General features: G+C 58.4%; 8 protein-coding genes. 1 reads left to right on the forward strand and 7 read right to left on the reverse strand.

Features of this window, described 5'->3' with window-relative positions; genetic code table 11:
- Positions 1-27: 27 nt before the first annotated feature.
- The 7 genes from AC0L21_RS35085 to AC0L21_RS35115 all read right to left on the reverse strand — a co-directional run bounded on the left by AC0L21_RS35085 (position 28) and on the right by AC0L21_RS35115 (position 13,580).
- Positions 28-3,822 carry a CHAT domain-containing protein gene (locus tag AC0L21_RS35085; RefSeq protein ID WP_473266332.1) on the reverse strand — a complete coding sequence of 1,265 codons (3,795 nt, stop codon included), beginning with the start codon at positions 3,820-3,822 and terminating at the stop codon, positions 28-30.
- 150 nt (positions 3,823-3,972) lie between these two features.
- Positions 3,973-5,424 (reverse strand): argonaute/piwi family protein, encoded by a 1,452-nt coding sequence (locus tag AC0L21_RS35090; protein ID WP_473266335.1) that lies wholly within the window; start codon positions 5,422-5,424, stop codon positions 3,973-3,975.
- Positions 5,424-7,181 carry an SIR2 family protein gene (locus AC0L21_RS35095; protein ID WP_473266338.1) on the reverse strand — a complete coding sequence of 586 codons (1,758 nt, stop codon included), beginning with the start codon at positions 7,179-7,181 and terminating at the stop codon, positions 5,424-5,426. The genes AC0L21_RS35090 and AC0L21_RS35095 overlap by 1 nt, the downstream gene beginning before the upstream one ends.
- A 279-nt stretch (positions 7,182-7,460) precedes the next feature.
- Complete coding sequence (locus AC0L21_RS35100; RefSeq protein ID WP_473266340.1) at positions 7,461-7,805, reverse strand: hypothetical protein; 345 nt, start codon at positions 7,803-7,805, stop codon at positions 7,461-7,463.
- Positions 7,802-9,760, reverse strand: a complete 1,959-nt coding sequence (locus AC0L21_RS35105; RefSeq protein ID WP_473266343.1) for an nSTAND3 domain-containing NTPase — start codon at positions 9,758-9,760, stop codon at positions 7,802-7,804. Before AC0L21_RS35105 ends, AC0L21_RS35100 begins: the two co-directional genes overlap by 4 nt.
- Positions 9,761-9,778: 18 nt before the next feature.
- Complete coding sequence (locus AC0L21_RS35110; RefSeq protein WP_473266345.1) at positions 9,779-12,295, reverse strand: S8 family peptidase; 2,517 nt, start codon at positions 12,293-12,295, stop codon at positions 9,779-9,781.
- Positions 12,285-13,580, reverse strand: a complete 1,296-nt coding sequence (locus AC0L21_RS35115) for an AAA family ATPase (protein WP_473266348.1) — start codon at positions 13,578-13,580, stop codon at positions 12,285-12,287. Before AC0L21_RS35115 ends, AC0L21_RS35110 begins: the two co-directional genes overlap by 11 nt.
- Before the next feature lie 488 nt (positions 13,581-14,068).
- Here AC0L21_RS35115 and AC0L21_RS35120 point away from each other — a divergent pair, with 488 nt between their 5' ends.
- Positions 14,069-15,418 (forward strand): competence protein CoiA family protein, encoded by a 1,350-nt coding sequence (locus tag AC0L21_RS35120; protein ID WP_473266350.1) that lies wholly within the window; start codon positions 14,069-14,071, stop codon positions 15,416-15,418.
- The last annotated feature ends 21 nt before the right edge of the window (positions 15,419-15,439 follow it).

Consider the following 15,439-nt stretch of genomic DNA (forward strand, 5'->3'; position numbering starts at 1 on the left):
GAGCCGAAAATCAACCACACAGATAAATCATCCGACTTCCTTTGACTTACTGCGATGAAGCCTCAGAGGATCACCATACACGTGCATGGCCAAGGCCTTAGCTGGCTCAGCACCGAGTGCCTTTGCAACATGTTGGTTTGCTAGGAAGTTTGCTTCAATCAAAGTCATACCGGTCATCCAGTTATCAAGGAATGTTGGCAGCCACTGGTAGGTAACAACAGAATCCAATGGCCAAGGCGATGCCACGACCGCTGAACAACCCTGATCGAGAATGGCCTTCGCCAGTCCTGTCGTGGTGACAGCGTCGGGCACCTTATCCGCCCGCCCACCACTGCAAACGAAGAGAACGACAACACCGACATTACGGAGTGACGCTGCAAGTTCCCGGCCGGTCGTGACAAGGCGACCTTCATCGCTGACCCTCTGGAAAAAACGTCCATCAAGACCAAGTCCTCCGTGGGCGGTGACTATGACAAGCTCGGATTCTGCGAGATTGCTTGGAATGACTGGCCCGGTATCAAGTCCGATCCCGTGTTTCTCTAGCGCCTCGCTTATTCGCGCCGCGATTGCAACGAAGGTCTCGCCAAGCCTATCTTCTTGAGAAATCCAGGCGACCATTCGACCGTTTGTAGCGGGTGGATTTGCACGCGCGGCCTTGAGCCAAGAAAGCGAAGGCGCAGAAGCCATCGGTCGTTTCTGGCCCGCAAAGTCGTCACCTATCCGAATGATATTACTGGGCAGTTGTTGCAACTCTGCATCGGCAACCACGACGACGGGGCCGTCTGGCATGTCAGTAACGCGCAGACGATCGGTAGTGTTGTAAAATAGATTGACTGTCCTTTCGTCGATCCCGTAGCGAAAAGGAAACTCACTGGTCCAATCACGATAATCACTGACGGAGAAAACATCGCTCGCTTCCTTCGTAACGCTCTCATGCCCATCAACCCAGTCGATACGCGTCAAACGTTGCTCGGTATCAGTTCCTAACAAGACAACCGATATACCTTCCTGAGAGAGGCCTCTCGCGATATCCCCTGCATCCTCGATCTTCTCCAGTCCGGGAAGTGGCTTGGACGTGATTTGCCAACCTGGCGCCGGGATCGCTCTGTCGGCGAGCATTTCCACGGCGAATGTCGATATGACCACATCCTCTATCGCCGCGTCCGTGGCTAACAGACGATGTGCCGCGATTGCAGTAGAACGCGCATCGAAGCCACTGTCGTCCGCATAGCGTGCGCTTTCGATATTTCGATGGATCTTTAGGATGCCGTTTGCATCAGGTTGGTTCGATGAAAGACTAAGGGCTATCGCTGCGACGGGTTGACTTGCCTTCGGCAAAAGCTTCTCGAATAAACCGACAACAGATTTCGAGATCTCCACGTTCGCTAACCGCGACCAAGCTATCAATTGTCCCAGTAAGATCGTTGCTGGATCGACGACATCAAAGCGGTCGATAGCTTGTTGGCCAGCCTGTGCCGCCCGGTCTAGAAGGCTAGGAAGTCTCGCCTCAAGATCGTCGGGCTTCCTTATTGCTTCTGTCACATCCAAAGACAACGACATAAACTCATGGCGATGCGCATTAGCCTTGGCCAATCCCATGCGCTCTAAAACTTCACCTCCCTTGGCGTGAATCTGCCGGGCCGTCGGTATCAAACCAATGTCTCTCAACAGACGTACCAACCCGTTGATCTCGTGCCACGCCTCCTCGCTAGTCACAGTTGTATCGCCGGCGACGGCGCACGCGAACGCGATCAAGCTTTCAAGTTTGTTTCCCAACCGTTGGTAGATATCGGCTACGGCAAACCAGCTCATTCGCATCCGGGCTGAGGTGTTTTGACCCAACCTCAGTGCTTGCTCGGCCATGTCTCGCGCAAGTTGAACGCGCCCAGCCGTTGCATAAGCGCCGGCCGCGACGCGGATCATCGGAAGGTCGTGACTTTGCGACGCTGTGTGGACGTTAATCCCGATGCCAAGGCCCACCCACATCATCATTTGATTGACGTCAGCATCGTCTTGAATCTGACCGCTTGTATGTTGAATCATCCGCATGACCGCGGGTGCCAGCTTATCCGCCGGCTCAGTTAGCAACTCTTTTGGCAGCACGATACGGTCGAGAGAGATCGGCGATTGTTCGGATAGCCATCGGAAAACCTGCTTGAGTGCGCCAATTTTTGTCGAGAACTCTTCAGCAGAAAAGCCTTGCTCATCGTCGTCATCGATCAGATCGAGCGGCCGTCCTAGGAAATCGAGCACTATAGCTGCGACCAAAGCTATGCCTAGAGTGCCGGTGACGTCGAGCGACAAAACATGAAGCAAACGCGTGCGGGTATGCGTGTCGGTCGTATTGCTCGCTAGATATTCGATGACGCGGGCAATCGGGGACTTGAGTTCTTCAGCTGAAACCCGAAGCTGGCCTTTTTCGTCACGATCGAGCGCCAACTCTTCAACCACGTCAATAACCGATCGCGCGGTGATTGCCGACACAATCGGTCGACGCGTTGCAATATCCAGTGCGTGGATCGGCAAGCGGCGCAGCCGCGCATCGCGTGTCAGGATAGCATTGATGTGCTGGACTCGGTCTTCGAAGCGTTTCGACAAACCCGCTTCGATCGCGGCATAGTCAGGAATTCCTTGTTTGGGCAGCAATGCGGAAAGTGCGGTAAAAAGATCGCTCGTTCGCGCGTTGCCTTGGCTCGTCGCCAAAGCGGCAAGACCATCATAGTCTCCTGCACGGCCAAGCTGCCTCCAGGCCCGCTCCACTAGGATCGCGTGTTCCGGGAATAATGTTTCAAGACGAGCGGCCGCTTGTGCTTCAAGATCCGGCTCCGAGATTTTGGCGGCCGTATCGACTGCAAGGGCAAGCCCTTCCACGTTGTTGAGACCATTGATCGCAGGCTCCAGGAATTTGGCAGCTAATAAGATCGCCCCAGCGTCAGCTGCAATGCGAGCCAACTTCGCCAGCACGAATGAATCAGTGGCAGTGATGGGGTATTTCTCGATCTCTTCGAGAGCTTTGCCATGCAAGCCGCCTCGATGAAACACTTGAACGCGCTGGAAGGCCTTTTCTTCCTGGCTCAAATCGAACGCTTCAATATCGCGGATGACCACACCGATACGCCCTTCTGCAATGAGCTGATCCCACCTAGCGATGTTGTCGCCGAGGACCGATTCCGTGCTATCGGGCATTTCGCCAGCAAGGAGGCCAACATTGTCGAGCGATTTCAAGAGTTCGATGTTAGCTGATCGTCTCGGGACGAGCTCGCCCGTATCGAGCACGATGTAGCAACTCATACTCGTCGCTATCGTAAGCAAATCCGAACACAGAGATTGAACCTGCGGAACCCAAAAATCCTCCGCTAGGCTTGTTCCGGCAGATACCGCTTCGACTTTCTGGTTTCTAAATTCAGCGGCATCAAAGACAATGATCGCGCATTTCTCCGGAACTTCCTGGAGCGCATCTATAACTGACTGAGATCGCAAGTCGGACAGTTCGACAAATCGAAATCGTTGGTCAGGATGGTTGGCTTCGGGCGGACGTAGTTCGCCCTTCTCAATTCCGGCATCCAGCTGCGCCTTCAAATGTTCTAACCGCCGACCAGACCCGGGGGGTGCGATCACAATGATCTGGCTCAATGGCGACTTTTTATGCTCATCGTAAAACGAGAGAAGAAGAGGAATAATCTTACCGACACGCGAGATTATTGATCCGCCGCCGATGCAGAATATGTCTCCGCCACCAAAACCTAATCCGTTTTGCCGAAAGAAGTGTTCGAGAGAGATGTCGGCAGAATTACTTTCTTGATTTTCGATATCTTCGCTCATCTGGCATCGGCTCCATAGATTTCATTGCTGCCGTGCCATTTATTTGCTTATGCACGATCTCGCCGCTGGAAGGGGTTGCTAGGTGTAGTAAACAGCACCGTTGATTGCTTTTGTTGGAGCCCGCAGACGAGCGTTTGGTGACTTCGACGCTTACATGAACAGGCGATACGGATAGACGTTGCGCGGTAAGTCCGGGACGTTCGCGATCGTTCGCGCGAGCCGTTGCGAGTATCGGATGCTGACTGGCACCGGGTCGTAGAGAGCGTCATTATTCCAATCCATCTTGGTCAATGCCAGCGCCTCGTGAGCCGTCAATTCAAGCGGCCCTCTGCCCGCATGACGGATCAACTGTAGCGGTCGCGGGATGCTCTTCTTACCCTGATAATAATCGCCCTTGGTCGAGACCTCTGGCGCATTGCCGGCAACCCAGACCAGTGCAGAATTGCCGGAACGAATGACCATCGTTCCGCGAGGCACCGGGTAGCCCGACGGCTTGCTCGGTGCTCGTTGTACGCCCGTCTCAATCAGCCAGACGCCACGCCAGCAGGATGCCGAACTGACCTCGACGCACTCGATCTCCGCGACGCCAGCCAGCGCATCGAACGCGCCTTCGATCTCGCTGTCCTTGAAGGCCGTAGTTTTGTGTATGACCATCCGCTTAGGCAGATTGCCTCCATTACGCCCTTGGTAAAGTGATAGGCTACGAGCGAGAACGGCGCGCATATCGTCGCGGCTGAGAAACGGATTTCTGCGCGCTTCGATGACATCGGCAACAGGGTCTTGAGCTTCGAAGGCCACGAATTGCATGCCGCCGCCGTCCATGTCGAACACCTGCGAGCAACACGTCACATAATGCGCGTCCCGCTGGTCGCCGCGGAGAGCGTAAGCAAGCCCGATATAGGCTGTGTCTGGAGGCACGCCTTTCAACGGAGCTAGTTTCCACGGGGTGCCGGCGGCCTTAACGTAAAGTGCGGTTGCCAATCGCCATGCAAGTGACGCTTTGTGCGTGAATGTAAACGCCCGGTCGTTCAATACCTGCGTCGGAATATTATACTTAGCGCCTAGTGCCTTGAGCGAGTCATGGGCGTCAAAACATTTACCGCGTGTGGCCGTGTTCCAGCTGTCCGGAAAGTGGACAAGTACAACGTCAAATTCATTGCGAACCAAATCGAGACGCCGAAGCGCGGCCTCCATTGCGAGAAAGAGCCTCGCTTGAGCATCGCCCTCACCGGGCAGTTCGTGCAGATGCTCGGGCCATTTGATGTGAGCGTCGCGCGGTGCCGCGTCGAGCACGACATGGAACAGTCGCTCGAACCCTGGATAGTGCGGGACATATTCGGACCTGTCGGTCGGGCGATGCGCGTTGCGCAGCGACAACATCAACTCACCACGTCGCTTGAAGGCGCTGTCCGGGCCCACGGTTGCGATCATGATGCGCGAAGTGAAGCTGCCGAACGCCCCCTTCGAATAGGGTCCGAAATTCGCAAGCCCGCGAAGCGGATGAACATCGACATGCGTTGCATCAGAGGGCGAAAAGCACAGGTCCGGCTCGTCCAGCAGCGTGAACGGAGGAAGCTTTGTTAAAAGGGCTGGACTGCTCATCACGTAGTCCTATCGAAATAGACGTGGTGATGGCCGGGGCGGCTCCAGCCCGTGATAGATGAGACCTCGAACACGGCATCGATTCCGGTTCCATCGTCCAGCCCAAATGCGCGCTTCGTCCCGCCGCTGGTGTTGCTGAGCAGCTGTGCCCACTCCGAAATGATACTCGCCCAGTTCCTGTTGTACCGCTGTGCCCAGCGTTCCCGGCGCCAGTCGCCTGCCGTATCGCCACCCCGGTCAGGACGCGCACCCATAGGATCCGCGTCGGGGAATTCCGTATGATCTGGATTGCCATGCTGGGGGATTTCTGGCCGCGGAATATGGACGAAGGTGTAGGGCTCGAAACCGCACCACCATCGCCCATTGACGAGTTCTAGCTTCAAGAAAAGACCTTCCTGAAATGAAAAACCGAGACCGGGAACAATGCCCGTGAGGTCGCTCTTGTAGGCGTTTCGAAGGTTGGACAGCAGCTGTGCATTCCGGCGCGCTCGTTCAGGATCGTCTCCCTCGCGTGGTGACACTATGACGACGGAATGTCCGGCGCGCTTGTAGCGCGGAATTAGCGGAAGGCGGCGCGCCAAACCTCTGACCAGCGCGTCATATAAAAGACCCATGGCCCAACTGTCGGCGATCGGATCGAGCTCGACTTCGCCGCCTAGCGTTGCTCCAAGCGGCTCAAGCGCATCGAGCATGTCTTGATCCCTGCCAAAAACGGCCAGTTCTCGCCCCTGCGCCGCAACTATCGCTTTGACGCCTTTCTCCTTCAATATCTCCCGGACGACAGGCGAGGTCGTATGCTGTGCGAGTTTCACACGACGGGCAGTACGCGGCATGTTTTCGATTAGTAGCGAGGAATAGCGCAGGACTGGAAAGGCCCGGGCGTCGATGGTCGGCAATTGCACCGCCACCAGGCGCGGTGTCGGGCGCGCTTCCATCACTCGATCGAAGAGTGGTTGGGGAAGATCGGTCGTCTTGATAATTTCGGCCGCAAGTTCATCAAAGGTTGCACACTCGACAGTTGCCACGTCCACACCGGCCGTCTGCGCCCGGCGTAGGAATTCAGTGACAGCGGGCAGCAAGCGCGAAGCTGACGAAGTGAGCCAATACAATCCGTTGGGAAATGGCGACGGCGCGTCAAGAACCGTGTTCAAGGCCTCCATGATCGAGGCGTCGCGTCCGCTATACCCGACGAAGATCAATCCGAACCGTTTACCAGCTTCTACGAGCACATGCCGCATACGGGCGTCCTGGTTCTCCAATTCCGATCCAGTATTCTTGATTGCGATCGATTGATAATCGCCGTGGAGCTTCGCGACCAACGGCCAATCGGATTCATTGAGACACCGCATGGCGCGGTCGGCGGAATCGATAGCCGCCACCGTGGGGCGGTTTTGGTCGTCGTTTGGGAGAATTGCATTTGCCGAAAGCGCCGACTCCTCGATGAGCGGATCGAAATTCGTTGTGAAAACGCAGTTGATTTTGCCGGCCGCCATCAGGCTTCCAAGCACCTTGTGTCCGAAGCTTGGCGTGCCCCGAGAAATCGCATCGTCGATGTATTGCCTGCGATGGCGGGGCTCCGGATAGACCGCTTCGAAGGCTTTCGCATATTCCGTCGGGTCACCGTCAGGCGGCAACAGCGAGGTTCGTCGGAAGAAGGCGTCGATTCGCTCGATCCAGATTGGATCTCCCGTATCGATCTCACGCTTCGACAGGTTGTTCTCACGACAGAAGATTTGCGCCTTGAAATCCTGGATCATGGCATAGCCTGTCGGAATGCCGGAGGCGGCCGATGCACCAGCGCCGAGGAACCACGCCACCAGGTTTGGCCTGAGATCGAAGGCGGTCGCGAGTTGCGCGGCGGAGATGGTTTTAAATGGCTTGATGGTGTTATTCCTTCAACCGATCCCGAAATACGCTCAAGATGGCAAATGGCTGTAAAGTCATTCCCTTCAAACTACTTTGTACCTTATTCGCATACCTTATTCGTCAACACCATTCGCAGCCCAATTTTATTGCTTGAACGGGGCTGCGCGGCTTCAGCTCCGATCCCCGCGAAGGGAGCCGAACATGTCGGACACGCTCCGCTCGCTGGCGCGTTCGTCACGCCATCGCTCCTTATATTCGTCCTGCATGTGGTCGGCATAGGCGTCCTCATGCTCCTCGAATTCGCCTTTCGCCTCTTCCACTCGTGTCAGTAGCGAAGACACATCAACCCCGAGCTGGTCGCGGAAGAGCTCAAGATCCTCAACGAGACCGTCGAATTGTTCACGCGAGCGGCATTCGCGCAGCTCGTCCTGAAACGTTCCTGCGCAATATGCGTCGAATGCCGCGCGGGCTGGCGAAAGCGCGGCATCGGCATCGGCGTCGGAGGTGTCGATCACACGATCAGCTCGCGCAACTCGTCAGAGCGACACCCATCTTGAACATCTTCGAGCAAAGCGGCTTTGATCGCGGCCGTCATGGCATCCAAAGTGACGGGATCGACAGAGCGCGCGCCATCGAGCGCGCGAAGCGTGTCAACGCCGTCATTGATGTCGGGCCGCTCGGTGATCCATTCTTGTTGGAGACGCGCGAAAAGCGGCGCGATGAGGGACGCGATCGAGGACGACCCAAGCCGATCTGCCATGTCGATGACGACCGTCAATCGCCGTTCGAATGTCGGACCTCGGTAGCCGACCGCGCCCTTACCCATGTCAATGCGGCGGCCTTCGGTCATGCGCTGCGCGAGCGAGGCGGCAATCGGGCCGTCGTTGTGCCGAAAAGCGTCCAGGACGGCGCCGCTGCTCTGCGCTTTCGCAAAGGTCCACACATGTTCGATCTGATCGAAATTGTGAGCTGCGGCCACCACGTCGATCGCATTCTCCGGGGTTCGACGGACAATTGCGTTCAAGAGGTCGAGAACGGACGGGTCGATGACCTCAACACCATGGGTGCCGAACGGCTTGATGAAGGTGCCTGCTATCTCTCGCAGCGCCGACCTGAAGTCCTCAGGTCGGGTCGCGAACCCATAACGCCGGGCGCGGTGCTCGTGCAGTCTGATGAAGGCCGGCTTCAGCGCGACCCCCGCTGCCTTGCCGCCCATGGAGAAGAGAACCAGCAACATTGACCGTCCGGCGTCGGTGACTTCCTGTTCATAGGCATGACGCCAGATTTCGGAAGGATCACGCAGCAAATTGTCGATGAAGGTCCGATAGTCGCGGACGGCAACGCTGCGCAATCGGCGGAAGCTGGACAACCATTCGATCAAACGCGGATTGAATTTCTCGTGCTTGATGATGCGAAGGTAATAGTCGCCCCGAAGAAGTTCATCCTGATATTCGGCCGGCAGGTCGCTGAAATACAAATGATTGTAGAGGATGCGGGCCCTCTGCGCGAAGGAGTAGTTTGGCATACGCAGGTAGACACGCAGATCGTCGATGTCGGAGTGGCGCAACCGCTCCGACTTATCCATCGCAAGCGAGTAGATGTGCTCGCGCGTCGTGAGAACCATTCTCGCCGTCGGCGTCGAGCGCACCATCGCGATGAATTCGAGGAGGGCTTTGTCGCTGGTGCCCGTGAGCGCGGACGACCTGTCGCCGAGGAAGGTCGCTCCCATAAAGTCATCAAAATAGAAAATCTGTGGCGTGCCGGGCTGAAAGAGGGAGAGCCCTTCTTCAATGTCGCGCTGGATCACCACGGCCTGGAAGCCGCGCGCGAGGTGTTCGTAGAGCAGAAGATTGGCCAGTGTGGTTTTGCCGACGCCGGGCGGCCCTGCCACGACGACGACGCGCTGCTCATTGAGCATCTTCTGGGCTTGTGGATACGCACCGCTTTGAACGTAGCGTCGGGCCTCGTCGTGAACCTGACGGGCCTTGAATTCGCTTCGCGTGACTGCGGCGTTGTGCAGGACGCGGTCGAGAACGGCGCGGCTGGCGAGCCAAAGCTTAAAGTGTTTGCCTTCGATCTCGGGGTGCTGACCGAGCAGATTGTTCAGACCTTCCTGGCCGATAACGTCGCTCGGCTTCAGCACCTCGGCTCCAATGAGCGAGACGATGGCATCCTTATTGACAGCCGATAGCGGAACCGACGTGACCAGAACGTAGCGGGTTGGTTTAAGGCGGCGGACCTTCGCGGCTTCTTTGGCCAACTCCCTCATCAGACCCGCAAGTCCGGTTCGGACGAAGTGCTTCACTTGAACGATGATCTTGCCGGTGCCGGCGGCATATCGCAGATCGATTCCGCCGTCCTTGCCGGTCTTGAAGCTTTCGATCGTGACACCCCAATGCGCTTGCAGCAGGTCGCGCGCGAGGATCTCGAGGTCGTCTGGCGAGAGCTGGTGAAAGTCGTAGTCAGCCATTGTGGTCTCGTCAGGTCTTTAGGCGCGTTGGCGCACACGGTGCGCGACCTGGATGTCGGAGACGGCCGTGGCACGGGTTTGCAGATATTGGCGGAACGTCTGGAAAATCGGCTTCGTGGCGCTTTCGTCTTCCAGCGTCAGGATCAGTGCGAACGGAACGCCCTCAGTGGGATAGGTTGCTTCGGCGCGAGTCAGGCTCGAGATTTCTAGACGCCAGTTCGCGCTAGTGCCCTTGCCGTCGAGATTGGCCACGTATTTTTTGGTCGGCCACCATTTGAGGCCGTGATCGATCAAAGCGCGTTCGCGCACAGGCAGGCCGCTGGTCTGGGGCAATCCGAGCATCGTTGTTTGGTCCGAGAAAGACGGCTGGCCATCCTTGCGCGGGATGGGCTGCTGCTGCTTGAGCGCGGCATCGAGATTGACGCGCGCGAACTCGGCACCGAAGGCAGGATCGAGCGGCGGATCATAGACGAGCGTCATGCGGACGCGTCCCGAACAGGCCTGCGTCGCGGCGTCGACGAGGGCTGCCGGCCACGCGAATTCGTACCGCATGATCTGCGGACGATCGGCGCCCTTGGGCAAGCTGCCTTCGAAGACCATGGTGATGCGATGATCCGGCGTTTCCAGCATCTCGGCGGCTGATGGCGGGCGACCGAAGCCGGTAAGTTGGCGCGCAAGGTCTTTCAGTCCACGCTTCGTCATCGGCTCTGGCGTATCCGCATGATGAATGGCCAGCGCTCGCAAGGTTCGCGGCGTCAGAAAATGCGAGGTCGAGAGGTCGAGTTCGGCGAGCGTGCGCGCAATGAGCGGGGCTGCGAAGGATGTGCCGCAGACATGCATTGCTGCCCCGTCGGCCTTGCTTGATACGAGCCCGGTCGGATGCCCTGCGGCGAGTGCGCCACTACCGCCGTAATGAACGAGGTCGGGTTTGATGCCGACTTGCAGACCCGGACCGCGGCGACTGTAGCGGGCGGGCGTATCGGCGATTTGCGGCCCGCCCGGACAATTGAGAGCGCCGATGGAGAGACCGCGCACCGATTCCGTCGGCTGACAGATCGTGTCGGGCGATGTGCGGGCAGCAAAATAAGCGAGATTGTCCCGTGGCGTGTTCTGCCACGGCGTTCGGGCGTCGGCAGGTTTCAGATTTCCGGCCGAATTGACGATGAGCACGCCAAGTCGATCCGCGATCGCATCGAGGCGGGCGGCGAGTGTCGAATAGCTATGACGCTGGACGGCGTTCCAGGTGTTGATCGACATGTTGAAGACGCGGATGCCGTGTTCGTCCTTGGCCTCGCGAATGCCTTGCTCGACTTCTTCGAGGAAATCGCTGAAGCCGCCGCTGTAGACAGAATTGAAGGGCAGCTTGGGAAAGAGCGCGATATCGTAGACCTGACAGCCGTCGCGTTCGGGCGCGATAGCTGGTCCGTTGGCGGCCTGCCCGGCGACGACGATGCCAGCGACATTGCTGCCGTGTGCGGTGTCGACTTGGTCAGCCGTCAGGTGATCGAAGCGTCCGAGTGTCCAGGCGGCGAAGGCCGCGCCGACGCCGCTGTCGATTATGCCGATCTTGGGGTAGCTGCTGCCTGCGGCTGGAGCGGGCAGAGCGAAAGCGCGCGCTTCGGTCGGGCGAAGCGCCTGATCCAATGTGAGGCGCACGGGCGGATCGATCCTGCGCACCAGCGGATGACTGGCGAGGCGATCGAGCGCGGCTTCGTGGCGATCAAGGGAGGTATCGACCTCCGGCACCGTTGTCGGCAAATCAGCACTGGTCGTTACGAGCTGGCTGAGGTCGAGCAGCGCGGGCTCGTCAGGCGAGCGCGTCAGTTGCACTTCCAGCATCGGAGTGCGGCCGACAGCGGGGAGCAAATAGCTGCGTGTCCCATTGCCGAGCGAGGTGAGCAGCTTGAACAGGCTCTCGAAGAGCTGCCGCCGTCCCCAGCGGTCGGTTTCGATCGCATTAAGAGGCGGAACCTCGAATAGCTCGACCTGATAGCCGGGAAATGCGCTGGGATCGACGAAGGCCTGCACGGCCTCGGCAGCCGAGAACAGGCGCTTATCAGTCGCGGGCAGGATTTCGATGCTTTCGATCGCGCCGACTTCGGAGCGCAAGCGCGTGGTCGTGCGGTAGACGCGTCCGGTGCGGGACGTGTTGACGGGGACCGTGGCCTCGGCCCTGCGGATGCGGGCGGCGAGTTCGGGAAACTGCACCTGCGGCAGGAAGAAAAAGATTTCACCGATTGCGCCAGCGCCGACGCACGGAAAACGGTCGGGCGTGAACAGCGCGGAGTTCGGGCGGTAGGATTTTGCAAGTGCGGCTTCGCGCAAGGTCACGCGCACATAGGTCGCGGGGCCATAGCCGGCGCGCGTGATGGCCTGATTGATCGTCTCCAACGTCTGCACAAGTGCATCCTGGTGCGCTCGGAAGTCCGCATCGCGATCCTCGAAAAAATCCTTCTCCGCGCCTTTGCGGCCGGGATCGCGATCCTGGATATAGTCTTCACCGTTAGTGACAAACTGGACGGGATTATTGGGCACGACGCGCCTCCGAAGGCGCTGCGCGCGCAAGCCAGCGGCTGACGGTTGCCTGGTTGACGTCGATGAGCGAAGCAAGCGGCTTCTGCTTCACCGCGAATGCCGGATCATGCATCGCAGAAGCGACGAACGCCTCGATGTCATCAATCATCAGCTGGGCGCGCGGATGGACGCGCATCGACGGCTCGCGAGCGAGCACCTCGCACAACGCCTTGAACTGATGGGTTGGCGAAGCTTCCTCGCCCCGCAATGCAATCTGTCGCTTGATGGCGTTGGCGTAGCGTTTCAGATCGGCGCCCGAGGCGCCGTCCGCAACATAGGTCATGAGCTGCACGAAGGCCTCATTGACGGCGAGAGGCTTCAGGAACTGCGCCAGCATCTCGGCGCGCGCCTCCTCGTCGGGCAAGCCTAGCTGCACCTGCGTGTCGAAGCGTCGCCAGACAGCGGTGTCGAGCAGCCGGTGATGGTTGGTGATGGCGATGGTGATGCCGATATCGGCACGTGCATCGAGGCTTTGCAGAAGGCTGTTGACGACGCGCTTGATCTCTCCGACCTCTTGCGGGTCGTCACGGAGCTTTGCGATGGCATCGAATTCGTCGAGGAGCAGCACGCAGCGGTAGCGATTGGCGAAGGCGAACAGGTTCGCGATGTTGCGGGCCGTGGTGCCGAGGAACGAACTGATCAGCCCATCGATACGCGCGTCGATCACCGGCAGGCCGAGCGCGGCTGCGATGTGAAAAGCGGTCAAGGTCTTACCGGAGCCCGGCGGTCCGAAAATCAGCAGCGACCGGCCGGGGGGCACGCCGAGCGCATTCAAGCGCTCGAACGTTTTCCATTCGGCTAAGAGGTCGGAAACCGCCTTGCTGCTGCGCTCGCTCAAGACAGGATGTCGGGCAATCTCTGACGGTTTGAGCACGATGCGACACAGGGCCTGCGATGTTTCGCGATCGACGGGCGGGTGCACCTGCGGCGTCAGCGGCTCGCCGGTGATGTGGAAGCGCGATAGCTCAACCTTGGTCGGTTGCATGACTGTGGCGGTCGTCGCGGCATTGAGCAGCCGCGCCAACGTCTCGGCATCCTTGGTATCGCCGGCCTTGACCAGCCGCTCGTGCAACCGCTCGACCTGCTGGCGAAAAGCCGGGTCTTGAGCTTTGAGCCCTAGGCGGCAAAGGGACTGGATGACGGAGAAATGTTGCACCAATAGCGGACCGTATGCGTTTAGGTTGCGCAAATATGCGCGATGAGCCAAAATTATGCAATGAGAAAAAGGCTGATTCGCCGGCTCCAAGCCAAAATGTGGCAGAGCAGCTCCCCGGTCGAAGCGCGCGCCGAGTACGGCTTAGGGGTCGCAGTCGCCGGAGCGCTTGGAGTTAGCCAAACGCTTGTGGCTGTGCTGATGGCGCAGTTGGCGCTGAGCTAGGCGCGAGAGCCAGGGCTCTATCCCAACGCAACAATTGGTCGAGCAGGTTTCGTCGAAAGCAAGGAACATGGGATCCCAGCTCCACCATATGCAAAGGATCACCCGCTGCCTGCCGAGTTTCACAACTGCAAAGGCATGCTCGTGGATGCCAACAACACGCTATTCAATGGTCGGAGTAAGTTCAGCGTACGCGGGTGGGGGCAACAGGTCGCCAAGGTCGGAGACATCATCCTTGACGACGCACATGTTGCGTTGTCGTCAGTTCGCGAGGCTTTCACGCTTGACATCTCAGTCAAAGATCCTTGCTGAGCCCATGGTCTGGATCAGCGCAAATTGGCTATAGGGTAATTGGTCGGATGGTGCGGAAGCCCCAACGAATCATCGAAGCCGCCGTGCTTGAAGGCATCGGACCGATCACGGCCCGAGACCTGCTCGCTATGCCAGAAGACAGATGGGGTCTGCTGCGCGACCGCATCACGGACCGGCGTCACGGCAAAGACGGGCTTATTGCACGCTGCATGGCCTGCGAGGGCGAGGTCTACATCCGAACAGCACGCTTAGGCGGAACGAGCCGTCCGTTGTTCGCGCACTATAGCGGGAGCGATCCGGACTGTCCCTGGCACCATGGGCGTAACGCCATGCCCGACGACGTCCGTGCCGCGCAGTATCAGGGGCGCCAAGAATCAAATTTTCACCGTCTGATGTGCGAGCAGATTGCAGAGCTTGTCGCTCTCGATGGACGCCATACGAGGCACATGATTGCCGAATATCTGCCGCCGACAGAGAACGAGCATGGCCGCTACCCCGATATCTATGTCGAATGGGCCGGCTACGGTGCTTTCGCAATTGAATTTCAGCTGTCGGGCACCTTCCAGACGGAGATTTCGGCGCGCTGCAAGCACTATGAGTATGAAGGGATTCCGCTGCTCTGGATTCTGTTCGGCATGGACACGTCTGCCGACATTCAACAGAGTTTTCGCGATGTGATCCGTCGGCATCGTGGCAATGCCTTCGTCCTCGACCCCACGGCAATCGCGGCGTCCAAGGAGCAGAAAACACTCGTGTTGACCTGCTATCTACGGAACGAGGAGGGCTTCGATGCGCCAAAGCTCGTCCGCTTTGACGAACTGTCGATCCCAAGGTCGAAGCTTCCGTTTCACGAAGACCGGATCGCGCCACCCCTCTTGGCGGAGATCGAACGAAGGCGTCGTCCTTGGTTCGAGGCGTTGGCGCCTTGGGATCACTTTGCGCCACTGTGTGAACTTGAGCGCCCACAGAGCCTGCTCGTCGCCGCAGCTTTCTCGATCGTCGCGACGGCCAATGGCAAGGAACGCAATTATGCGAGCGGTCACCCGAACATTCGCGCAATGCTTAACACTTACCTGCATTCTGGAACGCTCGCGCCCTACACCAATCTGCTGATCCAGCTCATTACGAATACATCGATGGCAGATCTGCTTGCCACCAGGGTCGGTGACCATCTGCGCCGTCACGGCGCCGAAGACCAAGAGGACGAGAAATCATCAGTGGAGTGGCGTCTTCTCAGACATCTGCTCCCGGAAGCGCTCGACCCCGTGATCCGTGACGAACTCAATTACCTCGATGCGCTCCCGGGGTGGGCGACCGTCAACGACGCTTCGTCACTAAAGTGTCGTCCGTTAAGAAGCCGAATTGAGCGGGAGCGGACAGGCAAGCGTATGCGATAGCTGGATCAGGAAGAGGCACAA

This window comes from Bradyrhizobium sp. WSM4873, assembly GCF_055811355.1.

What these genes read in the sequence shown, in the direction of transcription:
- AC0L21_RS35085 (WP_473266332.1), bottom strand. Translation starts at nt 3,822, where the DNA reads ATGAGCGAAGATATCGAAAATCAAGAAAGTAATTCTGCCGACATCTCT.
- AC0L21_RS35090 (WP_473266335.1), bottom strand. Translation starts at nt 5,424, where the DNA reads ATGAGCAGTCCAGCCCTTTTAACAAAGCTTCCTCCGTTCACGCTGCTG.
- AC0L21_RS35095 (WP_473266338.1), bottom strand. Translation starts at nt 7,181, where the DNA reads ATGATCCAGGATTTCAAGGCGCAAATCTTCTGTCGTGAGAACAACCTG.
- AC0L21_RS35105 (WP_473266343.1), bottom strand. Translation starts at nt 9,760, where the DNA reads ATGGCTGACTACGACTTTCACCAGCTCTCGCCAGACGACCTCGAGATC.
- AC0L21_RS35120 (WP_473266350.1), top strand. Translation starts at nt 14,069, where the DNA reads ATGGTGCGGAAGCCCCAACGAATCATCGAAGCCGCCGTGCTTGAAGGC.